We start from the raw sequence: 25,476 nt of genomic DNA, 5'->3' as shown, positions 1-25,476 counted from the left end.
ATGCGCAAGCCGCTGACAGCCCTCTCGCCCCGCTCGAGGGGCGTCTCGCGAGCCGCCGCCCTCGGCGCCGCGCTCGTCATCGCGGTGTCGGTCGCAAGCCCGGCGGCCGCCGTGACCCCCACCTCGTTCCGGACCGCCGACTACCCGAGCTGGGACGACGTCCAGGCGGCCAAGGCGAACGAATCGACCGCGCAGGCCGAAGCCGACCGGATCGTGTCCCTCCTCGACGGACTGCGCGACGAATCCGCCCGGCTCGGCGATGAAGCCGTCCGCCAGGGTGCGGCGGCAGGTGAGGCCAAGGCGGCGTTCGACGCGCAGGCCGCCGTCGCCGACACGATCAGTGCGCAGGCGACCGCAGCAGCTTCGGCAGCGGCATCGAGCAAGCGTCAGGCCGGAGCGGTCATCGCCCAGATGACCCGCACCGGCGGTGTCGACCCGACGCTCTCCCTCGTCCTCTCCGGCGCGGCCGACGACGACCTCCTCTCCAAGCTCAGCGCGATCAGCAAGCTGAGCGAGACCTCGGCTCAAGACCTCGCGTCCGCGACCGCCGCGAGCAACACGGCGACCGCGCTCGCCGAGCAGGCGACTGCGGCCGAGACCGAACGTCAGCGACTCTCGGAGGCGGCGGACGCCAGCTACGAGACGGCGCAGTCTGCGAGCGACGCCGCCGATGCGGCGGTCGCCGAGCAGCAGGCCAACCGCGACCGGTTGTACCAGCAGCTCGCCGTCCTCAAGAACACCACCGCGGCGGTCGAACAGGCCTACGCGCAGAGCCAGGAGGCGATCGCCGCAGAAGAGCAGCGACGCAACGAGGCCACCGGTGGCGAGGGATCCACGAGCGCGCCGCCACCGGACCTCGCAGCCGACCCGGCGGGCGCGAAGGCGTACGCGCAGTCCGCCATCGGCGCCTACGGCTGGGGCAGCGGAGAATTCCAGTGCCTGCTGCAGCTCTGGACCCGGGAGTCGAGCTGGCGCGTCAACGCCTACAACGAGTCCAGCGGCGCCTACGGCATCCCGCAGTCCCTGCCCGGGAGCAAGATGGCCAGCTCCGGCGACGACTGGCGCACCAATGCGGCGACGCAGATCAACTGGGGCCTGAACTACATCGACAGCCGGTACGGCTCCCCCTGCGGCGCGTGGGCGCACTCGGAAGCGACCAACTGGTACTGACGCCCCGTCTCAACCGGCCTCGGCCGCACCGAGATTCGTCCCGGCCACCGCCAGCACCACGGTGACGAGCAGGGCGGCCCCGATGATGAGCCGGAACAGCAGACGGTCCGGCGCTCGGGTTCCGACGAGCACGAGCCCCCATACGACGAGCGCGAGGACACCGACGGCGCCCAGCACCCCGACGATCGGCGGTGCGGTCGGCCTGCCGACGAAGATCCCACTCTGTCCGAGGACGGCGACCACGCCTGAGACGCCGAGGGCGACGAAGGCCGTCCGACCGGCGGTCCGCGCGCCGAGCCGGTGCGGCAGACCACGGACGCCGGTCCGCAGGTCGTCCTCGAGATCGGGCAGGGCGTTCGTGAAGTGGATCGCCACACCGAACAGACCACCGACGGCGAGCGTCCACGCGGCCGGCACGATCGGCGGGACGGCAGCGAAGGTGACCACGGCGGGCAGTGCGCCGAACCCCACGATGAACGGGACGACCGACCAGGCCGTCGCCTTGAGACCCAGGTTGTAGGCCCATCCGCAGACGAGGAACAGCAGGTGCGAGGCCGCCGACGCCCAGCCGAGTGATGCCGAGAGCGGAATGCTCGCCGCACCGGCCAGCAGCGCCGCCGCCCGGACTGCCGAGACGCTGAGGTCGCCGCGCGCGACCGGCTTGTCCTGTCGTCCCGAGCGACGATCCCGCCTGGCGTCGAGCCAGTCGTTGGACCAGCCGATCGAGAGTTGCCCGACGAACACCACCACGCCGAGCAGGGCCGTCCGGAGGGGTGGCAGGCCGACGGCCGATCCGAGCACGACCGCGAGAACGGTCACCGCGACGGTCGGCCCGGGATGCGAGGACGCGAACAGACGACGGACCATGGAGAACACCGCCTCAGCTTAGGGTGAAGCCCGAGCCACGGCGGTACACTGGAGCATGACCGTCTCCGTGAGGGCGATCGGCGTGGCCGTTCCTCAGACCATCCTCCATCAAGACGAGATCAGGGATGTGTTCCGCGACCAACCCGGGCGGACCCGGCTCGCCCAGCGTCTCATCGGCGCCGCCTTCGACGCGTCCGCGATCGACACCAGGCACACCGTCATCGACGCCTTCGACCATGAGGTCGAGACGACCACGGCCGCCTTCTACGACGCGGCGCAGCGGCAGGTGCTCTCCCCGCCCACCGGCGTGCGGAACGACGCCTACATCGAGCACGCTCCCCCGCTGCTCCTCGAGGCCGCACGGCGGGCACTGGACGCCGCCCCCGGCCTGTCGGCGGCGGACGTCACCCACGTCGTGACCGCGTCCTGCACCGGGTTCTTCGCGCCCGGCCCGGAATACCTCCTCGTGCGCGACCTCGGGCTGGACCCGGGCACGGAGCGCTACCACCTGGGGTTCCAGGGGTGTTTCGCCGCGTTCCCCGCCCTTCGCGCCGCAGAGGCGTTCTGTACAGCCGACCCCGACGCCGTCGTCCTCGTGGTCTGCATCGAGCTCTGCTCCATCCACCTCCGTTCCTCCGACGACCCCGACGTGATCCTCGGTTCCTCGGTGTTCGCCGACGGTGCTGCGGCCGCCGTCGTGACCGGTCGGGACACCGGATCCTCCGCGCCCGCGCTCGAGTTCGACGGCTGGTCCACCGCGCTCGTGCCGGACGGCGAGACGGAGATGGCCTGGACGATCGGCGATCACGGGTTCGAGATGGTCCTGAGCGGCGCGGTGCCCAAGCTGATCGGCGAGCACCTCGAGATCGCCCTCCGCCCACTCCTCGCCGCAGCCGACGACGCCCCGGTCTCATCGATCGACCGGTGGGCGATCCATCCCGGTGGCCGGAGCATCCTCGACCGGGTCCAGCGCGGATTCGGGCTCGACGACGAACTGCTGGCTCCGTCGCGCACGGTGCTCCGCGAGTACGGCAACATGTCGAGCGCGACCGTGCTCTTCATCCTCCAGCGCCTGCTCGACGGCGCGCCGACCGATGCCGATGAACGGGTGTGCGCCCTCGCCTTCGGTCCGGGACTGACGATCGAGAGCGCGCTGCTCCGGCTCCGGGCCGGCCGAGCCTGATGCTGCCCGACCTCGGCCGCCGTGCGACGGATCTCCTCGAACTGATGGACGATCCCGACTGCGATCCCGCGCTGCTGGACGCCACCTACGCCAGGTTCGCGACGGTGAACCGGCTCGTCTCGGGCTGGCGTGGTCTGTACCGGTCGCGCATCCGTCCACTCCTCCACCCGTCCCGGACCACGACGATCCTCGACATCGGCTTCGGTGGTGGCGATGTCGCCGTGGCCATCGCCGACTGGGCGCACGCCGACCACCTCCCCGTGCAGGTGGTCGGGATCGATCCCGACGAGCGGTCCGTGGCCTTCGCCCGTCGCCGGTACCCGGATGGCCCCGTCGCCTTCCGTCCGGCGCACAGCAGTGACCTCGTCGCCGCTGGCGAGGAGGCCGACATCGTCCTGTCCAACCACGTGCTCCACCACCTCGATCCCGCGGGCCTGTCGAGCCTGCTCGCCGACAGTTCACGGATCGCCAGACGACTCGTCCTGCACAGCGACCTCGAGCGCAACCGACTCGCGTACGCGGTCTACGGGCTCGCCACCCGTGCAGGACGAAGGCGTTCCTTCCTGCACGTCGACGGGCTCCGCTCGATCCGTCGCAGCTATCGCCAGGAGGAGCTGCAGCGCGTCGTGCCCGACGACTGGACCGTCGAGCGCAGCTTCCCCATGCGACTCCTGCTCTCGCAGACCGTCTCGTCGGCAGCGGACGGCCCACGATGACCGAGGTGCTCGTCATCGGTGGCGGACCGGTCGGCCTCGTGTCGGCGATCCTGCTCGCTCAGGCCGGCGTCGACGTGACCGTCTGGGAGCGACGGCTGGGCTCCCCCTCCGGCACCCGGGCGATCGGGATCCACCCGCCGTCGCTCGACCTGTTCGAGCATCTCGGTGTCCTCGACGAGATCCGCCGCGACGCGGTCCGGATCGACCAGGGCGAAGCCTGGAACGCCGGACGACGCCTCGGGGCGGTCGTGTTCCGTGATCGGCCCGTCCCGCACCCCTACGTCGCCGCGCTCGAGCAATGGCGGACCGAACGGATCCTCCGTGCTCGACTCGAAGCCGTCGCGCCGGGATCGCTCCGGACGGGGACGAGCTGTACGCGGTTGACGCCGGCCGAGGACGGCGTCCTCGTGTCCGGCAATGACGCCGATGGAACGGTGAGCACCCGCGCAGCCGTCGTGGTCGTCGCAGCAGGAGGACGCGCCACCGTCGACGGGATGCAGGCTCCAGGCCCCCTGCATCGATACCGGGACCGGTACCTCATGGGCGACGTCGCGGATCGGAGTGGGGCAGGTTCCATCGCCAGGGTGCACCTGCACCACCGAGGGGTCGTGGAGTCCTTCCCGCTCCCCCATGGCATGCGACGATACGTCGTGCACACCGGGTACTCGGACGATCAGGATGCCGCCCGCCCGGAACCCACCGCGTCCGACCTCGCGGCCCTCGTCGCCGACCGGACCGGCGACGACGTCGATCCGGCGACGAACACCATGCTCAGCGCGTTCGGCGTGCTTCGTCGACGACGGAAGCGCGTCGTCGACGGTCGGGTCGTCTATCTGGGCGACGCCGCCCACGAGATCAGCCCGATCGGCGGCCAGGGCATGAACCTCGGCTGGTCCGACGCACGGGTCTTCGCGCCACTGATCGCCCGCATGACCACCGGGCATCTCTCGACACAGCGCGACGTGGCCGCGGCCGTCTCCCGCCAACAGCGCGCGATCCGTCGGGCCTCATGGCAGGCGGAGCTCAACATGCGCTTGGGGCGTCCGTTGCCGGGCCCGCTCGTCGGGATCCGGGACCTCGCGCTGCGAACCGCGCTCAACGGTCCCGCGATGCCGATCCTCGCCGACGCCTACACGATGCGCTGGCTGCGCTGACGCCGTCCGAGGCCGTGCGTCTCAGTGACCGACGTGCACGCCCGCCGCAGCCTGGTCCGTCCGCCGGATGAGGAACGACGCACCGATCGCGAGCAGCGAGAGCACGGCGCCGCACATGAACGCAGCCTGCACGCCGGCTGCCGTCGCGTCGACCGCGGAACTCCCGACCGCCGCACGAGCCGCCGCGGTGGTCGACATCATGGTGATGAACAACGCCGTCCCCGCTGCACCGGCCAGTTGCTGGACCGTGCCGACGATGGCGCTGCCGTGCGGGTAGAGCTCGGGCCGCAGTGAACCGAGCGCCGAGGTGAGGAGCGGTGTGAACATGAACGCGAGACCGGCGCTCAGCAGCACGTGCACGGCGATGATCATGACGATGGCGCTGTCGACGCCGAGCATCGTCAGCAGCCAGAGCGCAGCACTCACGGCGAAGGCCCCGGGGATCACCAGCGGACGCGGACCGAACCGGTCGAACAGCGACCCGACCAGCGGCGCCAGAGCGGCCATCGTCAGGCCGCCCGGCAGCAGCATGAGGCCCGTGGTCAGGGTGTCGACCTGGAGGACGGTCTGCAGGTAGATCGGCAGGATGATCAGCGAGCCGAACAACGCCATCATCACGATGGCCACGAGGATGATCGAGACGGTGAACGAACGGTTCGCGAACGTGCGCAGGTCCATGAACGCTCGATCGTCGCGCGCCAGCCCGCGCTGCCGGAGGACGAACCCCAGGAGGGCCAGGACGCCTACCGCGAGCGGGATCCAGACGGGCATGAGCGCGTGTCCCTCGGCGGACTCGCCGATACTGCTGAGACCGAAGATGAGGCCACCGAACGCGAAGGCGGAGAGGACGAGCGACAGCACGTCGAAGCGGACCCTACGCGGCTCGGTCACGTTCCGCACGAGGACAGCGCCGAGCACCAGCGAGGCGACGGCGATGGGGAGGACGATCCAGAACATCCAGCGCCAGTCGAGCACGCTGAGGATGAGCCCGGAGACGGTCGGCCCGACGGCCGGCGCGACCGAGATGACGATCGAGATCGCACCCATCGTCCGGCCACGTGCCGAGACCGGCACGACGTTGAGCACGGTCGTCATGAGCAGCGGCATCATGATGGCGGTGCCGCTGGCCTGAACGACACGACCGAGCAGGAGGGTGCCGAATCCCGGGGACAGCGCGGCGATGAGCGTGCCGAGGCTGAACAGCACCATCGCGGTGATGAACATCGTCCGGAGGGAGAACCGGTCCAGGAGGAACCCGGTCGCGGGGATCACGACGGCCATGGTGAGCATGAAACCGGTGGTCAGCCACTGCGCGGAACTCGCCGTGATGTCGAGGTCCTCCATGAGCCGCGGTAGGGCGACGCTCATGATCGTCTCGTTGAGGATGACGACGAACGCCGACACCAGGAGCAGCCCGATCAGGAGCTTGGACCCGGGTGGAAGGCGGTCGTCCGAGGGCTTCCCGGTCGTCGGGACGGAACCGGTCGGATTCGGCACGGTTTCAGTCGTCATAGCGGTGTCATCCTTCTCAGGCCTCGGCCGTCGTACGGGCAGACGCCTGCCCTCTCGAAAGACAAGCGCCGTGTCGCCGCGGGTATTCCCATGCGTGTCGACCGGTTACGCGCAGGGCGAAGACCCGTTCCGGACGGACGGTTCCGGTGCCAGCATGAGGACATGACAGTTCCCACCATCACCCTGAACGACGGCCACACCATCCCTCAGCTCGGCTTCGGCGTCTTCCTCGTCGACCCGCAGGAGGCTGAGCGCATCGTCTCGGACGCGCTCGAGGTCGGCTACCGCCACATCGACACCGCTGCCATCTACAAGAACGAGGAGGGCGTCGGCGCCGCCATCGCGAAGTCGGGCATCCCCCGCGACGAACTCTTCATCACCACGAAGCTCTGGAACGACCGCCACCAGAAGGCGTCCGCGCACACCGCCATCGACGAGAGCCTCGACAAGCTCGGGCTCGACCACGTCGACCTGTATCTGACCCACTGGCCGACCCCGGCCAAGGACGACTACCTCGAAGCGTGGCTCGCCCTCGAGGAGATCAAGGCGGCCGGCAAGGCGCGTTCGATCGGCGTGTCGAACCACCAGGTCGAGCACCTCGAGAAGCTGATCGCGGGTTCCGAGACGGTCCCTGCGGTCAACCAGATCGAACTCCACCCGGCGTTCGCCCAGCGCGAGCTGCGTGCCTTCGGTGCCGAGCACGGCATCCACATCGAGTCCTGGGGCCCGCTCGGTCAGGGCAAGTACGACCTCTTCGGCGAGCAGGCCGTCTCCGCTGCAGCCGAGGCGCACGGCGTCACTCCGGCGCAGGTCGTCATCCGGTGGCACCTGCAGAACGGGCTCATCGTCTTCCCGAAGTCGAACTCGCGCGAGCGCATCGCCCAGAACTTCGACGTCTTCGGCTTCGATCTCTCCGCCGACGAGATCGCGTCCGTCGACGCCCTCGACTCGGGCAAGCGCGTCGGCAGCCACCCCGACGAGGTGAACTGACCTCACGGCCTCGCCCAACCTAGAGTCTCAACAACGCAGAAGTCCCCGTCAGCTGTTCGGCTGACGGGGACTTCTCGGTGTTCGGGTGGATCTGAGGGGACTCGAACCCCTGACCCCCTGCATGCCATGCAGGTGCGCTACCAGCTGCGCCACAGACCCGTATTCAACTTGCTTGCCCCTGCTGTTTCAGCGGAAGCAACTTGAATAGGTTACTACATCTTGAGAGCGGTTGTGACCACTTTCGGTGCTCGGCACCGACGGGATGGTCAGTTCGCGGGCTGCGGTGCGGACGAGACCAGCGGAATCACCGGGCAGTCCTTCCACAGACGCTCCAGCGAGTAGTACATCCGCTCCTCCTCGTGGAAGACGTGGACGACGACCTCGCCGAAGTCGAGCAGGATCCACCGCCCCTCGGACTTGCCTTCGCGTCGCAGCGTCTTCACGCCGCTCGCGTTCAGGCGGTCTTCGACCTCGCCGGCGATGGCGACGACGTTGCGCTCACTCCGACCGGTGACGAGGAGGAAGGCGTCGACGAACGGCAACGGACCGGAGACATCGAGCGCGACGAGATCCTCGCCGCCTTTGGACTCGGCTGCGGTCGCTGCGAGCTGGACGGCGTCCAGTGTGGTGTCGGACAGGGTCATGTGGTGTACTCCTCTGGCGATCGCATGGTGCGCGATCGGATGAATGTCGGCAGGGCTAGAACGCTCCGCCGAAGAAACCGATGATGAGCACCGCGATCACGCCGGCGGCGAGCACTGCGGCGGCGATCGCGAGCGTCATCAGCAGCTTGTTGCTCTGGTTGGTGGTGGCCGGGACGACGTCGCGGGTGGAACCGTGGCTACTGACCGCGCGGCTTGCCGCGACCGGGGACGCTGCAGTGACCGACGCCGGCAGCTCGTCGCCCTCGATGAGTCGGTCGATCCCTGCACCGTCGAAATGGTTCGGGTCTTGACCGGCGGAACCCAGTCCGCGGGGCAGATCGATGGTTCCGGTGATGAGGATCTCGCCCGTGGAGTTGGATGTGGCGCCCGCCTCAGCCTGCGAGGGAGCGACGGGGATGATGAGCGAGCTCGTGGTGATCTGCCCCGTGCTCGTCATGCCGCTTCCGAGGAGGTCTTCGAACGCGACCTCGTTGTCGGCCTGCGAAGCCTTCTCGGCTTCGAGCGCCGCCACGAGCATGGAGTCGCGCCCGAACCCCTTCGACAGGGTCGACGCGGGGTCCTCGGAGATGTCGTCGCGGTCCGAGACGTCGAAGAGTGAACCGGGGGCCGCGGACGCCGCAGCGGCGGGGGTGACGGAAGGCGTCGGCGCCTCAGCGGACCGGGCCTTGGCTGCGCGCTCGTCGGCGGCGGCCCGCTCAGCGTCCTTGCGTTCGGCCGCCTTGCGTTCAGCGGCCTTGCGCTCGGCGGCCTGCTGTTCTTCCGCCTTGCGCTCCGCGGCCTGGCGCTGCTCGGCCTGCTTGGTGGCCTCGGCTTCGCGACGTTCCTGCTCAGCTGCAGCGGCAGCCTTGGCGTCCGCTTCCTGCTGCGCGAGCTTCGCGGCCTGCTGACGGGCCGCCTTGTTCTGCTTCTGGGGCGGAGCGACCACCTGGTCTGGCGTCCGCGGCGGCAGGGCGACCGAAGGGACCGGCTGCTCGACCGGAGGAGCGACCGGCGCTGCCGGGGAGCCCACCTGCTCGATCGAGCCGGTGCGCTCGAGTTCTCGCAACTGACGGCGCGTGAGTCCACCGGTCGGAGCCGGAGCAGGTGCACCGGATGCCTGAGCGCTCGACGACGGCGCGGGTGACGTGGACGAAGGCGTTGGAGCACTCTCGTCGCGCGACGTGGCCTGCTCGGGGATCGCTCCCCCGGCGACGGGTTCGGATGTCGACGCGCGTCGTGTCCGTGGCGCAGCAGCGTCCGGCGTCGTTTCGTCAGCGGACGTCGACGGCTGCTGGCTCGCTCGAGCCTGTCGCCTGGTCAGGGGCGCATCCTCTGGCAACGCGGTCATGTGGCTTCACTCCGATACAGGTGGTGCTTGGTGATGTACTGCACGACACCGTCGGGAACCAGATACCAGACCGGAAAGCCTTTGCTCACCCGGCTCCGGCAATCCGTCGACGATATCGCTAGGGCCGGAACTTCCAACAAGCTTACGTCGTGCTGTGGTAATCCGGAAACGTTCAAATCGTGTCCCGGTCTACTCACAGCGACGAAGTGAGCGAGGTCCCAGACCTCTCTGACGTCTTTCCAACTGAGGATCTGGGCGATCGCGTCGGCACCCGTGATGAAGAACAGCTCGGCATCGGGACGTTTGCGGCGCAGATCGCGCAGCGTGTCGATCGTGTACGTCGGTCCGGCTCGGTCGATGTCGACCCGGCTGACGGTGAAGCGGGGGTTCGCTGCGGTGGCGATCACGGTCATGAGGTAGCGGTGCTCGCTGTCGCTCACGCCCGACTTCCGGTACGGCATGCCGGTCGGGACGAAGACGACCTCATCGAGATCGAAGTGCTGCGCGACTTCCGAGGCGGCGACGAGGTGCCCGTGGTGGATCGGGTCGAACGTCCCGCCCATGACCCCGATCCGAGGACGACGGGTGGTCGTCTCGGTGACGGGCGCGCTCACGCCGGACAGCTTAGTGGCCGTGCTCGCCGTGAGCGGCGGCCGACTCGCCCTTGTCGGCATGGCGGTTGGCGACGTCGCGGTAGCTGAAGGTCACGGCACCGAGGATGGCGAACAGCACGAGGGCGACCGCGCCGAACACCCAGGTCGGTGCGGCGAGTTCGACGGCGTGCTCCGATTCAGCCAGGACGGCGGTGGCCAAGACGGACGCGGCAATCGACATGATCTCTCCTTCTGTGCGACGCCTCGTGACGCCCGTACCAGTCTAGCGACTACCGACGGGTGTGGCCCGAACCACGCACGAGCCACTTCGTACTCGTGAGTTCCGGCAGTCCCATCGGTCCCCGGGCATGGAGCTTCTGCGTCGAGATGCCGACCTCGGCGCCGAATCCGAACTCGGCGCCGTCGGTGAAGCGGGTCGAGGCGTTGACCATGACGACGGCCGAATCGACCTCGGCGAGGAACCGGTCGGCGTTCACCACGTCGTTCGTGATGATCGCGTCGGTGTGTCCGGTGGAGTATCGGTCGATGTGCTCGAGCGCGGCGTCGAGGTCGTCGACCACGCGCACCGAGAGCTCGAGCGACATGTGTTCGGTGGACCAGTCCTCCTCCACGGCGGGCACGACGTCGGCGAAGAACTCGCTGGCACGTGCGTCGGCGTGGATGAGCACCCCGTGCTCGCGCAGGTCGCCGAGCACGGCGGGCAGCAGGCGCGCGGCCGCACCGCGGTGGACGAGGATCGTCTCGAGCGCGTTGCAGACCGATGGGCGCTGCACCTTGGCGTTGCGCACGATGTCGACGGCCCAGTCGAGTTCGGCACTCTCGTCGAGGAACACGTGGACGACGCCTGCGCCGGTCTCGATCACGGGGACCGTCGACTCCCGGACGACCGTCTCGATGAGTGACGCGCTCCCCCTCGGGATGAGGACGTCGATCAGGCCTCTGGCGTTCATGAGCTGCTTCGCACCGTCGCGACCGAACTCGTCGATGGTCTGTACCGCGTCCCCGGGAAGGCCGACGGACTCGAGTGCCGATCGCAGCAGCCCCACGAGGACCGCGTTCGAGTGTTCCGCCGCTGACCCGCCGCGGAGCACCACGGCGTTGCCGCTCTTGATCGCGAGGGCGGCGATGTCGACCGTCACGTTCGGGCGCGCCTCGTAGATCGCGCCGACCACGCCGAACGGGACGCGTACCTGTTCGAGCTTCACCCCGTCCGGAGTATTGCTCCCGCGGACCACCTGGCCGACCGGATCGACGATCGCGATGACGTCGCGGACCGCCACCGCGAGCCCGTCGATGCGGCCCCGGTCGAGGCGGAGACGGTCTTGCAGGCCGACACTGATGCCCTGCTCACGTCCCGCGACGAGGTCGCGCTCGTTGGCGGCGATGACCGCATCCGCGCCCTCGACGATCGCGACGGCGATGGCCTCGAGGGCCCGGTTCTTCTGCGTGGTGGTCGCCTGGGCGAGGACCCGGGAGGCACGCTTCGCAGCGGTGAGACGATCCGCGAGCGGCAGCACGGTGGTGGTTGGCGACGACATGCGTCGATTCTACTCAGCGGCGTCTGGTGGACGCTCTCCGCGTCACGCCGGTTGGAACCAGGTGCCGAGATGCTCACCGCGGAGGGCGGACGCGACGTTCGTCGTCGACGTCACGAGGACGGAGGTTCCCGCCTCGGCGGCCAACCGGGCGGCCGACACCTTCGTGCCCGCTCCCCCGGTGCCGACGCCCGCGGAGCCGATGTCGCCGAACGTGACGCCAGAGAGGGTATCTCCGAACGGGACCTCCTCGATCCGCTCGGCACCCGCTTCGTGCGGAGGGCGGGTGTACAGCGCGTCGACGTCACTCAGGAGGACGAGGACGTCGGCCGCGACGAGGACCGACACGAGGGCGGCAAGGCGGTCGTTGTCGCCGAACCGGATCTCATGCGTCGCGACGGTGTCGTTCTCGTTCACGATCGGCAGGATGCGCAACCCGAGGAGGCGTTCCATCGCCCGCTGGGCGTTACTGCGGTGACTGGGGTTCTCGAGGTCGCCCGCGGTGAGTAGCACCTGGCCCGCGACGATACCGAACCGGTCGAGGCTGTCCTGGTACCGGTAGATCAGCACGTTCTGCCCGACGGCTGCAGCCGCCTGCTGCGTCGCCAGGTCGCTCGGACGGGCGTCGAGGCGGAGGTAGGGCATCCCGGTCGCGATGGCGCCCGAGGACACGAGGATGACCTCGGTGCCTCGGGCGTGCGCCTCGGCCAGAGCCTCGACCAACGCCGTGATCTGCCCCGCGTTGTCGCCACTGATCGAGGAGGACCCGACCTTCACGACGATGCGTCGCGCCGTGGGGATGCCACTGCGCTGGTGGATGGTCACCGGTCGTCGCCCTCCGTCGTGACACCCTCGTCCTGCTGTGCGTCGGCCGGCACGGAGCCGACCTCGAAGCCCTCGTCGTCGTTCCAGAGGCCGGCCGCACGTTCGCGGAGCAGCTCGGCACGGGCCTCGGCCTTGGCGTCCATGCGCTCGAAGTACTCGTCGCGACGCTGGTTGCGCGTCGGGCGGTGGCTCGCGTCGAGACGCGGGTCCGTTCCACGCGGCTGCGTCAGCAGTTCCGCGGTGCTCGTGAGTGTGGGCTCCCAGTCGAAGACCACACCGCCACCCGCACCGATCATCACGGTCGCGCCGGCGACGGCACCGGCCTTGAAGAGCGCCTCTTCGACGCCGAGCTTCGCCAGGCGGTCCGCGAGGAACCCGACGGCCTCCTCGTTGTTGAAGTCCGTCTGCTGCACCCATCGTTCCGGCTTCGCGCCGAGGATGCGGTAGAGGTTGCCGTAGGTGCCACCCTCGACCGTGACGGTGAACTTGGAGTCGTCGACGGGCTTCGGGCGCAGCACGATCCGGGGCTTGGCGGCCTCGAGGGCTGCGCGGGCGCGGCTCTCCTCGACAAGCTCGCTCAACGCGAACGAGAGCTGTCGAAGGCCTTCGCGCGAGACCGTCGAGATCTCGAAGACCTTGTAGCCGCGCGCCTCGAGGTCGGGACGCAGGAACTCGGCGAGCTCCCTCGCCTCCGGGACGTCGATCTTGTTGAGGGCGATGAGCTGCGGGCGCTCGACCAGCGGCGTCTGTCCCTCGGGCACCGGGTAGGCGGCGAGCTCGGCCAGGATGATGTCGAGGTCGCTGATCGGGTCGCGTCCCGGTTCGAGCGTCGCGCAGTCGAGCACGTGCAGGAGCGCAGAGCAGCGCTCGACGTGACGCAGGAACTCAAGACCGAGGCCCTTGCCCTCACTGGCACCCTCGATGAGTCCGGGGACGTCCGCCATGGTGTAGCGGACCTCGCCGGCCTCGACGACGCCGAGGTTCGGGTGGAGCGTGGTGAACGGATAGTCCGCGATCTTGGGCTTCGCCGCGGACATCGCCGCGATGAGGCTGGACTTGCCTGCGGAGGGGTACCCGACGAGCGCGACGTCGGCGACGGTCTTCAGCTCGAGGAGGACGTCGCCTTCCCAGCCGGGTGTGCCGAGCAGCGCGAACCCGGGGGCCTTGCGCTTGGTCGAGGAGAGTGCCGCGTTCCCGAGGCCGCCCTGGCCGCCGGGGGCGACGACGAACTCCATGCCGGGCTCGACGAAGTCGACGAGTTCGACGCCGTCGACGTCCTTGACGACCGTCCCGACCGGGACCGGCAGGATGAGCGTCTCGCCCTGGAACCCGTTGCGGTGGTCGCCCATGCCGAAGCCACCGGTGTCGGAGCTCCGGTGCGGTGACCGGTGGTAGCCGAGCAGCGTCGTGATCTGAGGATCGGACACGAGCACGATGTCACCACCGTGTCCGCCGTTGCCGCCATCGGGGCCGGCCAGCGGCTTGAACTTCTCGCGCTTCACGGAGACGCAGCCGTTGCCGCCGCCGCCCGCTCGCAGGTGCAGTGTGACCCGGTCGACGAATGTGACCATGGACGCTCAGCCCCTCTCTGGATCGTGGAACTCGGTTGTACGACAGCAGGGGGCGGGCCGAAGCCCGCCCCCTGCTGGAAAGACGTTGTTGCTACTCTGCAGCAGCGACGATGTTGACGACCTTGCGGCCGCCCTTGTTGCCGAACTGCACGGAGCCGGCCTCGAGGGCGAACAGCGTGTCGTCGCCGCCACGACCGACGTTGGCGCCGGGGTGGAAGTGCGTGCCGCGCTGACGGACGAGGATCTCGCCCGCGAGGACGACCTGGCCGCCGAAGCGCTTCACACCGAGACGCTGTGCGTTGGAGTCACGACCGTTGCGAGTGGAACTCGCACCCTTCTTGTGTGCCATCTCTTCTTCTCCTCGATGCCTTACTTGATGCCGGTGATCTTGACGCGCGTGAGCTCCTGACGGTGCCCCTGACGCTTCTTGTAACCGGTCTTGTTCTTGAACTTCTGGATGATGATCTTCGGACCGCGGAGGTTCTCGAGCACCTCGGCCGTCACCGTGATCTTCGCGAGCGACTTCGCGTCGGAGATGATCTTCTCACCGTCGACGTGGAGCACCGCGGGAAGCTCGATGTTGCCATCCTTGTCGGCCTTGACCCGGTCCATCGTGACGATGGTTCCGATCTCGACCTTCTCCTGCCGTCCTCCGGCGCGCACAACTGCGTAAACCACTACGTACCCGTTCTTTGGGGAGCGAAACGCTCCGACTGACTGTTGCTGGAAGTTACTGCTCGGAAAGGCTCGAACACGTGGGACACCTTGATGGCAGAAAACCGTTGGGCGTGGCATTGAAAACTCAATGCACACCAACGGTCGAGTTTACTTCATCGTGCAGTCCAGGTCAAACCAGTGGGCACAGAACCTCGTGACCGAGGCTGTTCCTCACGGCTCCCACACCGGACGCACTCGACCAGTGTACCCCGGGGGCTCCTGAACGCCGGCCGGGTGCCCGGCGCGTCCGACCACGGATGGGAATCGCGCGAGAGGCTCGATGGTTGGATGGAGGCATGACGGTGCTCATCGATCCCCCGCTGTGGCCGGCGCACGGCACGCTCTGGTCCCACGTGGTGAGCGACAGCTCCCTGGAGGAGTTGCACGCCTTCGCCGGACGCACCGGGCTTCCGCCGCGATCGTTCGACCTCGACCATTACGACGTCCCCGCCGAGCGCCATGCGTCGCTCGTGGCGGCCGGCGCCGTCGCGGTGACCGGCGGCGAACTCGTCCGTCGACTCATCGCCAGCGGCTTGCGCATCACCGCACGCGAACGGCGCGCCTCCCGAGGAGACGCGCCGTCCTGATGCGACCGGACTATTCGGCCTGACGCTGCGCGCGGTCCGAACCGACGGCCTGTCCGCCCGCGAGTGAAGCTGTCGACACCCGGCGGCTGCGGCCGCGACCCTGACCCGGCTGCTTCGGCTCGGGGAGCGCGTCGAGGACGGACTCGAGCAGGTGCTCGGGGTCCGCGACGGCTGCGCGACGTGGCTTGTCGGCGACCGGTGCGATCGGCAGGTCGAGCAAGGCCAGCGCCGGGGCGGCGGATTCGCTCGGCGCCTCGGTGGGGCGTTCCTCCGAAGCACCCCGGCGGGACCCGTCACCGCCGCGACGGCGCGGTTCGCGCTTCTCGCGCCGGCTCCGACGACCGTCGTGCGACCCGGACTGATCCTCCGGTGACGTCGTGGACTCGTCCGCGACCGGCTCCTCGGAACCCTGCGCCTCCGAGTGCTGCGACTGCGTGTGCTGCGCCTCGGCCACGACGGCGTCGGCCACGGCCTCGGCGGCGGCGAGCTCCTCGTGGTGCAGCGTGCGCGCCGCGATCAGGGCGAGTGCGTTCTTCGCGTCGTCGGTGATCCCGTGCGTCTGTCCGGCCGGCTTCTGCTGGGCGCTCTGGCCGTTCGAGGACGGCTGGCCGCCCTGGGACCCGCCCTTGCCGCGCCGACGCTGCTGCTCCGGCTGCGGCGTCTGGCGGTGCTTCACGACGGGGTCGTGGTGCACGACCACGCCGCGTCCGGCGCAGACTTCGCAGGGCTCGCTGAACGTCTCGAGCAGGCCGAGGCCGAGCTTCTTACGCGTCATCTGCACGAGACCGAGCGAGGTGACCTCGGCGACCTGGTGCTTCGTGCGGTCGCGGCTGAGGCACTCCACGAGGCGGCGCAGCACGAGGTCGCGGTTCGACTCGAGCACCATGTCGATGAAGTCGACGACGATGATCCCGCCGATGTCGCGCAGCCGCAGCTGACGCACGACCTCCTCAGCGGCCTCGAGGTTGTTCTTGGTGACCGTCTCCTCGAGGTTGCCGCCGGAACCGACGAACTTCCCCGTGTTGACGTCGACGACCGTCATGGCCTCGGTGCGGTCGATCACGAGGGATCCGCCGGACGGCAGCCAGACCTTGCGGTCGAGCGCCTTCTCGATCTGCTCGGCGATGCGGTAGTCGACGAAGGAGTCGCCCGTGCCGTCATACGGCTCGACGCGCTCGAGCAGGTCGGGGGCGACACCGCGCAGGTAGCTCTGGATGTCCTGCAGCGCGTCCGAGCCCTGGATGACGAGCTTGTGGAAGTCCTCGTTGAAGACGTCGCGGATGATCTTGATGAGCAGGTCGGGCTCACTGTGCAGCAGTGCCGGCGACTGGACCGTCTCGATCTGACGGGAGATCTCCGACCACTGCGACTTCAGCCGCGTGACGTCGAGCGTGAGCTGCTCCTCGGTCGCGCCCTCGGCGGCCGTGCGGACGATGACGCCGACGTTCTCCGGGAGCACCTCCTTGAGGATCTTCTTCAGGCGGGCGCGCTCCGTGTCGGGCAGCTTGCGCGAGATGCCGTTCATCGAGCCGTTCGGCACGTAGACGAGGTACCGACCGGGGAGCGAGACCTGACTCGTCAGGCGCGCGCCCTTGTGTCCGACCGGGTCCTTCGTGACCTGGACGAGGACCTTGTCGCCGCCCTTGAGCGCGAGCTCGATCCGGCGAGGCTGGTTGCCCGTCTCCACGGAGTCCCAGTCGACCTCGCCGGAGTAGAGCACCGCGTTGCGTCCGCGACCGATGTCGACGAACGCCGCCTCCATGCTGGGCAGGACGTTCTGCACACGGCCGAGGTAGACGTTGCCGATGAGCGACGCCTCCTGGCTCCTGGCGACGTAGTGCTCCACGAGCACGCCGTCCTCCAGCACGCCGATCTGCGTCTTGCCGTTCTTGGAGCGGACGACCATGACACGGTCGACCGATTCGCGGCGGGCGAGGAACTCGGCCTCGGTGACGACCGGACGACGACGACCGGCGTCGCGTCCGTCACGGCGACGCTGCTTCTTGGCCTCGAGCCTCGTCGAGCCGCGCACCTTCTGCGGTTCGGTGATGAGTTCCGGCTCGCGCGGCGTGCGGACCTTGACCACGTTGCGGGTGTCGGGGCGTGATTCGCCACCCCGCTCGCCCTGCTCCGGTCCGTCCTCGCCGGCACGACGACGCGTGCGACGCCTCGACGAGCTGAGCTCCGCCTCGAGCGGTTCGTCGTCGCGGTGGACGATCGGCGGCAGGTCCGGCGCCTGGAACAGCAGCATGGTGGTCGGTGGACGCACCGGTGCGGCAGGTGCAGACTGCTCGTCGGGCCCGGCCGCCTGGGCGTCCGTCTCGGTGCTGGTCGACTCGTCCGCCGTCTCGGGCGTCGTGAGGTGCTGGTCGGTCGGTTCGTGCTCGGTCCCCGGCGTGGCCGGATCCTCGGTGTGCTCTTTCACCATTCCTGGTGTACTCCCCTATGCCGGGTCGGTGGCCGCGCCACCCTCCGGTTCTTCGTCTCGTGCGTGCGGCCGCGGGTGCAGCCGTTCGCAAATCCTGTGTGATCGCTGGCTCTCGGAGCTCTCACGATCGTGCCGGCACGTGCCGGCGGGTCCTGGGCTCTCATTGCCCAACAAGCCTGTTGTGTCGTGCGGTCGAGCGCGGCTCGGGCACCACCCCACGATTATCGCACGAACAGGGCCGACGGTCCTGAGTACGGACCACCCGGGCATGTCCCGCCGCCGTTCAGTCCAGCGTGCGAGAATCAGGGCGTGTCAACTCCGGTCATCGACGCGCGCCCCAGGGGCCTCGCCATCTTCCTCATCGTCGCAGGTGTCATCGGGTGGATCGCGGCGTTCGCGCTCACCCTCGACAAGTTCCAGCTCCTGCAGGATCCGAACGCCCAGCTCGGCTGCAATCTGAGCATCCTCGTGCAGTGCGGGGTCAACCTGAACTCCTGGCAGGGTGCCATCCTCGGATTCCCGAACCCGATCATCGGCCTCGCCGCCTGGATCGCCCCGATCGCCGTCGGCGTCGCGGTCCTCGCCGGAGCGCAGTTCGCGCGGTGGTTCTGGATCGCCTTCAACATCGGGTTCCTCGGCGCCCTGGGATTTGTCATCTGGCTGATCTCGCAGAGCATCTTCGTCCTCGGCACGCTGTGCCCGTGGTGCATGGTCACCTGGTCGGTGACGATCCCCTCGTTCATCGCGGTGACCGCGTTCACCCTGCGGAACGGCATCATCCCGGCGTCCCCCGCCGTCCGCCGCGTCGCCGGGGTCGTGTCCTCCTGGATCGTGGTGGTGACGCTCGGGTGCTACCTCGTGGTGGCGGTCATCGCCCAGCTCCGCCTCGACGTCCTGTCCTACCTGTAGCCGGTGGCGGCCCGAACGGCCGCCGGACGCGTACGACGAAGCCCGCCCCCGGAATCGGAGGCGGGCTTCGTCGTGCGGAGTCGGGGCGTCAGGCGAACCAGAGCGCGAGCTCGCGGGAGGCGGACTCGGCGCTGTCCGAACCGTGGACGAGGTTCTGCTGGACCTTGAGTCCCCAGTCGCGGCCGAAGTCGCCGCGGATGGTCCCGGGCGCGGCGGTGGTCGGGTCGGTCGTGCCGGCGAGCGAGCGGAAGCCTTCGATGACGCGGTTGCCGGCGACGCGGATCGCGACGACGGGACCGCTCAGCATGAACTCGACGAGGGGTTCGTAGAACGGCTTGCCCTCGTGCTCGGCGTAGTGGGCGGCCAGCAGCTCGCGGTCCGGCTCGACCATGCGCAGGTCCACGAGCGAATAGCCCTTCGCCTCGATCCGACGGAGGATCTCGCCGGTCAGGTTGCGTGCGACGCCGTCAGGCTTCACGAGTACCAGGGTTTCTTCAACAGCCACGGTCAATCCTTCGCTTCTCGGTAGAGCGCCTGCTGACGCTCGATCTTGTCGCCTTGGACCATCGCATAGGTCCAGACGGCTGCGGCCATCCCGCCGACGAGGAACATCATCGGCACGAGCAGGCCGGTAGCCACGATAGCGGCTTGCACCGCCCAGCCCAGCCAATACCCCCAGCGGAATCGCAGGAGCGGGATCGTCGCGACGATGATCAGGCACAGCACCGCTCCGCCGATCAACGCGACCGGGGCCGGGAGGGCCTTCAGCCCGAAGATGACGAGCGCGCCGAGGAACATGACGATCATCTCGAAGCCGAGGATGATCGATCCGAGGGTCTGCTTGATGCTCCGTAGAGCCCGACTCCGTGCCATGCCGCTCATGCGGTCGCCTTCCATTCCCGGTCGTCGGCGATCTCGATCGCCTCGCCCACGAGGGTGATCGAGCCGGTGATCACCACCAGCCGGCGCGGCGCCTCCTCGGCCCAGCGCCGTGCGTCCTCAGCGGCCTCGTCGAGCGTGTCGGCGAAGGTCGACGCCGGCAGGTCGAGCGACGCGGCGAGGCGCGAGAGCTCCTCGGCGGGGATCGCCCGCTCCGACTCCGACTGGGTGAAGAAGAAGCCGGATGCGGCGGGCGCCAGGGTCGTCAGGATGCCGGCGGCGTCCTTGTCCTGGAGGATGCCGACCACGAAGGCGATCTCGTCGACGTCGAAGTAGCTGCCGAGTGCGGCGACCAGGGACGCGGCACCGTGCGGGTTGTGCGCCGCGTCGACGAGCACGGTCGGCTCGGTGCCGATGAGCTGCAGACGCCCCGGGGAGGCGACCTCGGTGAGGCCCTCCGCGAGGACGTCCTCCGCGATCGGCTGGGTCGCTCCGCCGAGGAACGCCTCGACCGCGGCGATCGCGAGGGTCGCGTTCCGTCCTTGGTGGTCCCCGTAGAGCGGGAGGTAGAGCTCCGGGTAGGTGCCGGCACGCCCTCGGACGGTGATGAGCTGTCCGCCCACCGCCACGGCGTCCTGCACGAGGGCGAACTCCTCACCTTCGAACACGGCCGGGTCGTCGACCGCCGCGGCGGCGTCGACGATCGCCTGACGCGCGTCGGGGTGCTGCGCGGCCGAGACCACCTGCGCCCCGGGCTTGATGATGCCGGCCTTGGTGCGCGCGATCTCGGCGATCGTCTTGCCGAGACGCTGCACGTGGTCGAGGTCGATGGGCGTGAAGACGGCGACCTCGGCATCGGCGGCGTTCGTCGAGTCCCAGGCACCGCCCATCCCCACCTCGACGACGGCGACGTCGACGGGGGCGTCGCCGAAGCAGGCGAATCCCAGGACGGTGAGCGCCTCGAAGAAGGTCAGCGCGGGCTCACCGGCCGCCGTGAGCTCGGCGTCGACCATCGCCAGATACGGCTTGATGTCGTCCCAGTTCCTGGCGACGGCCTCGTCCGAGATCCGCTCGCCGTCGATCCCGATGCGCTCGGTGAACCGGACGAGGTGCGGACTCGTGAAGAGACCGGTGCGGAGCCCGTGGGCGCGGAGGATGCTCTCGATCATGCGCGCCGTGCTCGTCTTGCCGTTCGTTCCGGCGATCTGGATGATCGCGAAGGACGACTCCGGGTTGCCGAGGAGCTCGAGCGCCCGCTTGGTGGCACCGAGACGCGGCTGCGGCTGGGCCTCCCCCAGCCGTTCCAGGAGCTCGCGGTACACGGCGTCGGCGGCATCGGCCGCGGACAACTCGTCTCCGGGGATCAGGTCATCGGACATCGGCGGTCTCCTCTGCACGCGCGACGGTCACGGTGAAGGCTCCGGCGTTGCCGAACTTCCCGGCCGCGAACGACTGGGCGAAGCCCGACGCTCCAGCCTGGGCCTCGTCGTCGGACCAGGTCAGGGACGTCGCCAGGGTGTCGCCGGCGAGGTCGACCACGTCGAGAGCACTGCGCACCGCGCGTTCGTCGGCGTCGTCCTCGAATCGGAGCTGCAGCCGGATCCGGTCGCTCACCTGCAGGTCCGCCGCCTTCCGGGTGTCCTGCACAGCACGGATGACGTCGCGGGCGAGTCCCTCCGCTTCGAGCTCGGGCGTCAGCGTGGTCTCGAGCAGGGCGAAGCCACCCGAGGGCAGGAGCGCGAGCGCAACGCCACCGGCGGCGCCCGAGGACGCCTCCATGACGAGCTCGTACTCGCCGTCGACGAGCTCGATGCCGCCGGCCATGACCGTGCCGTCGACCTCGGACCAGTCGCCGCTCCGAGCGCCCTTGATCGCCTGCTGCACCGTCTTGCCGAGGCGCGGGCCTGCCGCGCGGGCGTTGATCGAGAGGCGCGAGGTGACGCCGAACTCGGTGCCGCTGGTGTCGGTCAACTCGGCGAAGGAGACGGCCTTGAGGTTGAGCTCCTCGCGGAGGATCGCCTCGAACGGAGCGAGCGACGCGGGGTCGGGCGTGACCACGGTGAGCGATGCGAGCGGCAACCGGACACGGAGACCGGCCTGCTTGCGGAGGGCGAGGGTGACACCGGAGACCTCGCGGACCCGGTCCATCGCCTCGACGAGTGCCGCGTCCTCCGGGAACGCCTCGGGCTCCGGCCAGTCAGTGAGGTGCACGCTGCGCTCGCCCGTCAGGCCGGTCCAGACCTGCTCCGTGATGAGCGGCAGGAGTGGAGCAGCGACCCGGCAGTACGTCTCGAGGACGGTGTAAAGCGTGTCGAAGGCGTCGCGGTCGAAGGCGCCACCGTCGGTCGACCAGAAGCGGTCGCGGGAGCGACGCACGTACCAGTTGGTCAGGACGTCCGCGAAGTCCCGCAGCGAGGCCGCCGCGAGGGTCGCGTCGAACGCCTCGAGGTGATCGGTCACCGTGACGACGAGCTCACGCGTCTTGGCGAGGATGTAGCGGTCGAGGACGTCGGTGGAGTCCGTGCGCCACTCGGCGTCGTAGCCACCAGGCACCGCCGTGTTCGCGTACAGCGAGAAGAAGTACCAGGTGTTCCACAACGGCAGCATCACCTGGCGGACGCCCTCACGGATGCCCTCCTCCGTCACGACGAGGTTGCCGCCGCGCAGCACCGAGCTCGACATGAGGAACCAGCGCATGGCGTCGGAGCCGTCGCGGTCGAAGACCTCGTTGACGTCCGGGTAGTTGCGCAGCGACTTCGACATCTTCTGGCCGTCGCTGCCGAGGACGATGCCGTGGCTCACGACGCTCGTGAACGCCGGCCGGTCGAACAGCGCGGTCGACAGCACGTGCAGGAGGTAGAACCACCCACGCGTCTGGCCGATGTACTCGACGATGAAGTCCGCGGGGCTGTGCGAGTCGAACCACTCGCGGTTCTCGAACGGGTAGTGCACCTGGGCGAACGGCATCGATCCGGAGTCGAACCAGACGTCGAGGACGTCGGTGATGCGGCGCATCGTCGACCGGCCGGTCGGGTCGTCGGGGTTCGGCCGCGTGAGCTCGTCGATGTACGGGCGGTGCAGATCGGTCGGGCGCACGCCGAAGTCGGCCTCGAGCTCGTCCAGCGAGCCGTACACGTCGATGCGCGGGTAGGCCGGGTCGTCGCTCTTCCACACCGGGATCGGTGAACCCCAGTACCGGTTCCGGCTGATCGACCAGTCGCGCGCACCCGCGAGCCACTTGCCGAACTGTCCGTCCTTGACGTTCTCCGGCACCCAGGTGATCTCCTGGTTGAGTTCCTCCATGCGGTCGCGGAACTCGGGCACGCGGACGAACCAGCTCGACACCGCCTTGTAGATGAGCGGCTGCTTGCAGCGCCAGCAGTGCGGGTAGGAGTGCTCGTAGCTCGCCTGACGCAGGAGGCGGCCCTGAGCCTTCAAGAGCTGGGTGAGCGGCTTGTTGGCGTCGAAGACCTGGAGACCGGCGACGTCGGACACCTCCGGGAGGAACTTCCCGCCGTCGTCGACGGAGACGATCACCGGGATACCGGCGGCCTCGCACACCTTCTGGTCCTCTTCACCGTAGGCGGGGGCCTGGTGCACGATGCCGGTGCCGTCCTCGGTCGACACGTAGTCGGCGACGAGGATGCGCCAGGCCTGCTCCATGCCCCACTCGGCGTCGGCGTAGTAGTCCCAGAGGCGGTCGTAGGAGACGCCTTCGAGCTCGCGCCCGACGATCGTCCGGGAGACGGCGGCCTGCGCCTCGGCCGCGGAGTCGTAGCCGAGGTCCTTCGCGTAGTTGCCGAGCAGCGCCGAGGCGATGAGGTACTCGCCGCCGAGGACCTCGGTGTCGGCGTGGGAGGAGCCCTCCTCGCGGAGCACCGTGGCGTCGGGGGTGCCGTTCGGACCGGCCGGGACGACCGCGTACTCGATGTCGGGCCCGACGGCGAGCGCGGCGTTCGTCGGCAGGGTCCAGGGCGTGGTCGTCCAGGCGAGCGCGCGGACGGCGGTAAGCCCGAGGCTCTCGGCCTTCGGACCGACCAGCGGGAAGGTGACCGTGACGGTCTGGTCCTGGCGGGAGCGGTAGACGTCGTCGTCCATCCGCAGCTCGTGGTTGGAGAGCGGCGTCTGGTCGCGCCAGCAGTAGGGCAGCACCCGGTAGCCCTCGTAGGCGAGGCCCTTGTCGTGGAGCTGCTTGAAGGCCCAGATGACCGACTCCATGTAGGTCACGTCGAGGGTCTTGTAGTCGTGCTCGAAGTCGACCCAGCGCGCCTGGCGCGTCACGTAGTCCTGCCACTCCTCCGTGTAGCGGAGGACGGAGTCACGTGCGACCTGGTTGAACGCGGCGAGCCCCATCTCGTCGATCTGGCGCTTGTCGGTGATGCCGAGCTGGCGCTCCGCCTCAAGCTCGGCGGGGAGGCCGTGGGTGTCCCAGCCGAACCGGCGGTGCACCTGCTTGCCGCGCATCGTCTGGAACCGGGGGAAGAGGTCCTTGGCGTAGCCCGTGAGGAGGTGTCCGTAGTGCGGGAGGCCGTTCGCGAAGGGTGGGCCGTCGTAGAACACCCATTCCGGAGCGCCCTCGCGCTGGTCGATGGAGGCCTGGAAGGTGCCGTCGGCGGCCCATCGGGCGAGCACCCCCTCCTCGATCGAGGGGAAGCTGGGCGACGGCGTCACGCCGAACGCAGCGCCGTTCGACGCCGACTCGGTTGGGGTCGGTTCCTGGGACTTCGGGTAGCTCATCGTTCTCCTGGCAGGTCTCGTGGGTCCTGCGAGGACGCCGGCGTTGCCGACGCGGTACCACCCCGCTTGCCGCTCCGCTGGAACGGCCGCTCTGCATCGGCTGTGACGGGCCTGACCCGCTCGGTTCTACTGGGCTCCCGCTGAGCGGTCGCTGTTCTGCCGAGGACTCCCCGGTGATGGCCGGATCGATGTCGATGGTCCCATCGTACAGCCTGCGGAGCGGCTCCGAGGAGGGTCGGCTACGAGGAACTCGGCCCGTCGATCCGGGCGAGCGCGCGGCCGTACCCGTCCACCACCGGAGCGATCGCGCGGCGGAGGTAGTCGCCGAGCTCGCCCCGGCCGACACCTGCGGCCGCCCAGGCCCCGGCGCCGGCGACGATCGCGCCGGCGAGCGCCGCTGCGGCGGACCGGATGGTCAGCTCGTCGGCGCGGACGGCGAGGCGCGCGAGCGAGACCCGGAGCACGGCTTGGAGACGCAGCAGACGTTCGAGGCCGGACGCCTGCAGCTCCCACGCGGTGTCCATCAACTCGATCTGCGTGAGCGCCCAGGGCACGGCGCCGTTCGAGCGCTCCTCGGCGATGCCCAGGAGCGCGGCTTGCAGTGACGGCATGGCGTCGGCGACATCCGTCGCGGGGGCGTCCCCGGCTGCGGCGAGCGCCCGTTCGAGTCCGGCGAGCGCAGCGTCGACGTCGACCCAGAGGACGTCGCTCTTGGAGCCGAAGTAGTTGAAGAAGGTGTTGCGGCTGACGCCGGCGCGGCTCGCGATCTGATCGACGGTGGTGCCGGGGTATCCCTGTTCGAGGAAGAGTTCGGCGGCCGCCTCCTCGAGGACGCGTCGGGAGGATCGTCGGGGTCTGCCGACGGCGTTCCGTGCCGGTGGTCTCGCCATGGGGGCTCCTTCCGCCGCCTGTGAGCCTAGCCGTCGTGCGAGGGGTCGGGGCGTGGTGCCGAGGCTCTATGCTGGTTCCGAGACGGCGTCCAATAATTCGTCCGACGCCGCCACCGGGCCCTCAGCACCCGGTCGATCGCCTTCTGGAGTCCCTGTGCCCGCATCCCCCTCCCCTGCCCGTCGACGCCCTGCGTCCTCGC

24 protein-coding genes and 1 tRNA gene are annotated in these 25,476 nt (G+C 69.2%); 7 read left to right on the top strand and 18 right to left on the bottom strand.

All coding sequences use genetic code 11. The features are described 5' to 3' along the window. Positions 1-1,170: a lytic transglycosylase domain-containing protein gene (locus tag EAO79_RS12635; protein WP_085510704.1), complete on the top strand. Its 1,170-nt coding sequence runs from the start codon at positions 1-3 to the stop codon at positions 1,168-1,170. Between the two features lie 9 nt (positions 1,171-1,179). On the opposite strand, the gene EAO79_RS12630 is transcribed toward EAO79_RS12635, so the two are convergent. Beyond that, positions 1,180-2,037 carry a UbiA family prenyltransferase gene (locus EAO79_RS12630; RefSeq protein ID WP_124770165.1) on the bottom strand — a complete coding sequence of 286 codons (858 nt, stop codon included), beginning with the start codon at positions 2,035-2,037 and terminating at the stop codon, positions 1,180-1,182. A 55-nt stretch (positions 2,038-2,092) separates the two neighbouring features. Between EAO79_RS12630 and EAO79_RS12625 the strand changes: the two genes are divergently transcribed. From EAO79_RS12625 to EAO79_RS12615, 3 genes are read left to right on the top strand one after another with little or no spacing between them, the layout of a single operon-like run. Then, complete coding sequence (locus EAO79_RS12625) at positions 2,093-3,220, top strand: type III polyketide synthase (RefSeq protein ID WP_124769198.1); 1,128 nt, start codon at positions 2,093-2,095, stop codon at positions 3,218-3,220. After that, positions 3,220-3,936, top strand: a complete 717-nt coding sequence (locus tag EAO79_RS12620) for a class I SAM-dependent methyltransferase (RefSeq protein WP_124769197.1) — start codon at positions 3,220-3,222, stop codon at positions 3,934-3,936. The genes EAO79_RS12625 and EAO79_RS12620 overlap by 1 nt, the downstream gene beginning before the upstream one ends. Beyond that, positions 3,933-5,090 (top strand): NAD(P)/FAD-dependent oxidoreductase, encoded by a 1,158-nt coding sequence (locus tag EAO79_RS12615; RefSeq protein WP_124769196.1) that lies wholly within the window; start codon positions 3,933-3,935, stop codon positions 5,088-5,090. The genes EAO79_RS12620 and EAO79_RS12615 overlap by 4 nt, the downstream gene beginning before the upstream one ends. Before the next feature lie 21 nt (positions 5,091-5,111). Here EAO79_RS12615 and EAO79_RS12610 read toward each other — a convergent pair whose 3' ends face one another. Next, a complete protein-coding gene (locus tag EAO79_RS12610) occupies positions 5,112-6,602 on the bottom strand; it encodes a DHA2 family efflux MFS transporter permease subunit (RefSeq protein ID WP_124769195.1) in 1,491 nt (496 codons plus the stop codon). 162 nt (positions 6,603-6,764) lie between these two features. On the opposite strand from EAO79_RS12610, the gene EAO79_RS12605 reads away from it, so the two are divergent. Further along, positions 6,765-7,592 (top strand): aldo/keto reductase, encoded by an 828-nt coding sequence (locus EAO79_RS12605; RefSeq protein WP_124769194.1) that lies wholly within the window; start codon positions 6,765-6,767, stop codon positions 7,590-7,592. Positions 7,593-7,678: 86 nt separating this feature from the next. Here EAO79_RS12605 and EAO79_RS12600 read toward each other — a convergent pair. The 10 genes from EAO79_RS12600 to rplU all read right to left on the bottom strand — a co-directional run bounded on the left by EAO79_RS12600 (position 7,679) and on the right by rplU (position 14,807). Continuing rightward, positions 7,679-7,751 (bottom strand) — tRNA-Ala (locus tag EAO79_RS12600). 107 nt (positions 7,752-7,858) lie between these two features. Continuing rightward, entirely contained in the window at positions 7,859-8,236 is a 378-nt protein-coding gene (rsfS, locus tag EAO79_RS12595; RefSeq protein ID WP_079002329.1) for a ribosome silencing factor, read from the bottom strand. Positions 8,237-8,291: 55 nt separating this feature from the next. Then, positions 8,292-9,584 (bottom strand): hypothetical protein, encoded by a 1,293-nt coding sequence (locus EAO79_RS12590; RefSeq protein WP_124769193.1) that lies wholly within the window; start codon positions 9,582-9,584, stop codon positions 8,292-8,294. Next, positions 9,581-10,258 (bottom strand): nicotinate-nucleotide adenylyltransferase, encoded by a 678-nt coding sequence (gene nadD, locus EAO79_RS12585; protein WP_079705729.1) that lies wholly within the window; start codon positions 10,256-10,258, stop codon positions 9,581-9,583. The genes EAO79_RS12590 and nadD overlap by 4 nt, the downstream gene beginning before the upstream one ends. Continuing rightward, a complete protein-coding gene (locus tag EAO79_RS12580; protein WP_124769192.1) occupies positions 10,209-10,418 on the bottom strand; it encodes a hypothetical protein in 210 nt (69 codons plus the stop codon). Before EAO79_RS12580 ends, nadD begins: the two co-directional genes overlap by 50 nt. 49 nt (positions 10,419-10,467) lie before the next feature. Continuing rightward, positions 10,468-11,736, bottom strand: a complete 1,269-nt coding sequence (locus tag EAO79_RS12575) for a glutamate-5-semialdehyde dehydrogenase (protein ID WP_124769191.1) — start codon at positions 11,734-11,736, stop codon at positions 10,468-10,470. Between the two features lie 42 nt (positions 11,737-11,778). Continuing rightward, positions 11,779-12,558: a glutamate 5-kinase gene (proB, locus tag EAO79_RS12570; protein WP_124769190.1), complete on the bottom strand. Its 780-nt coding sequence runs from the start codon at positions 12,556-12,558 to the stop codon at positions 11,779-11,781. Next, positions 12,555-14,129 carry a GTPase ObgE gene (obgE, locus tag EAO79_RS12565; protein ID WP_124769189.1) on the bottom strand — a complete coding sequence of 525 codons (1,575 nt, stop codon included), beginning with the start codon at positions 14,127-14,129 and terminating at the stop codon, positions 12,555-12,557. Before obgE ends, proB begins: the two co-directional genes overlap by 4 nt. A gap of 91 nt (positions 14,130-14,220) precedes the next feature. After that, a complete protein-coding gene (gene rpmA, locus EAO79_RS12560) occupies positions 14,221-14,478 on the bottom strand; it encodes a 50S ribosomal protein L27 (RefSeq protein ID WP_056006626.1) in 258 nt (85 codons plus the stop codon). Positions 14,479-14,498: 20 nt separating this feature from the next. Further along, positions 14,499-14,807 (bottom strand): 50S ribosomal protein L21, encoded by a 309-nt coding sequence (gene rplU, locus EAO79_RS12555; RefSeq protein WP_079002324.1) that lies wholly within the window; start codon positions 14,805-14,807, stop codon positions 14,499-14,501. Between the two features lie 335 nt (positions 14,808-15,142). Between rplU and EAO79_RS12550 the strand changes: the two genes are divergently transcribed. Beyond that, positions 15,143-15,433, top strand: coding sequence for a DUF4031 domain-containing protein (locus tag EAO79_RS12550; protein WP_064295598.1), 291 nt, complete (start codon positions 15,143-15,145; stop codon positions 15,431-15,433). 10 nt (positions 15,434-15,443) lie between these two features. Here EAO79_RS12550 and EAO79_RS12545 read toward each other — a convergent pair whose 3' ends face one another. After that, a complete protein-coding gene (locus tag EAO79_RS12545; RefSeq protein WP_241160871.1) occupies positions 15,444-17,858 on the bottom strand; it encodes an Rne/Rng family ribonuclease in 2,415 nt (804 codons plus the stop codon). A 312-nt stretch (positions 17,859-18,170) separates the two neighbouring features. Here EAO79_RS12545 and EAO79_RS12540 point away from each other — a divergent pair, with 312 nt between their 5' ends. Next, the gene (locus tag EAO79_RS12540; RefSeq protein WP_064295599.1) at positions 18,171-18,770 is read left to right on the top strand and encodes a vitamin K epoxide reductase family protein; all 600 of its coding nucleotides are present in this window, start codon (positions 18,171-18,173) and stop codon (positions 18,768-18,770) included. 88 nt (positions 18,771-18,858) lie between these two features. On the opposite strand, the gene ndk is transcribed toward EAO79_RS12540, so the two are convergent. The 5 genes from ndk to EAO79_RS12515 all read right to left on the bottom strand — a co-directional run bounded on the left by ndk (position 18,859) and on the right by EAO79_RS12515 (position 25,276). Further along, the gene (gene ndk, locus EAO79_RS12535) at positions 18,859-19,275 is read right to left on the bottom strand and encodes a nucleoside-diphosphate kinase (protein ID WP_079705723.1); all 417 of its coding nucleotides are present in this window, start codon (positions 19,273-19,275) and stop codon (positions 18,859-18,861) included. A 2-nt stretch (positions 19,276-19,277) separates the two neighbouring features. Then, positions 19,278-19,652: a DUF4233 domain-containing protein gene (locus tag EAO79_RS12530; RefSeq protein WP_164486939.1), complete on the bottom strand. Its 375-nt coding sequence runs from the start codon at positions 19,650-19,652 to the stop codon at positions 19,278-19,280. Further along, entirely contained in the window at positions 19,649-21,028 is a 1,380-nt protein-coding gene (locus EAO79_RS12525) for a folylpolyglutamate synthase/dihydrofolate synthase family protein (RefSeq protein WP_124769186.1), read from the bottom strand. Before EAO79_RS12525 ends, EAO79_RS12530 begins: the two co-directional genes overlap by 4 nt. Further along, complete coding sequence (ileS, locus tag EAO79_RS12520; protein ID WP_124769185.1) at positions 21,018-24,386, bottom strand: isoleucine--tRNA ligase; 3,369 nt, start codon at positions 24,384-24,386, stop codon at positions 21,018-21,020. The genes EAO79_RS12525 and ileS overlap by 11 nt, the downstream gene beginning before the upstream one ends. Positions 24,387-24,625: 239 nt before the next feature. Then, positions 24,626-25,276 (bottom strand): TetR/AcrR family transcriptional regulator, encoded by a 651-nt coding sequence (locus EAO79_RS12515; RefSeq protein WP_079705719.1) that lies wholly within the window; start codon positions 25,274-25,276, stop codon positions 24,626-24,628. Positions 25,277-25,476: the final 200 nt, after the last annotated feature.

It is taken from the genome of Plantibacter sp. PA-3-X8, assembly GCF_003856975.1.
In the GTDB taxonomy this organism is placed as follows: Bacteria; Actinomycetota; Actinomycetes; order Actinomycetales; family Microbacteriaceae; genus Plantibacter; species Plantibacter auratus.
This window is presented reverse-complemented; position numbering and strand designations above follow the sequence as displayed.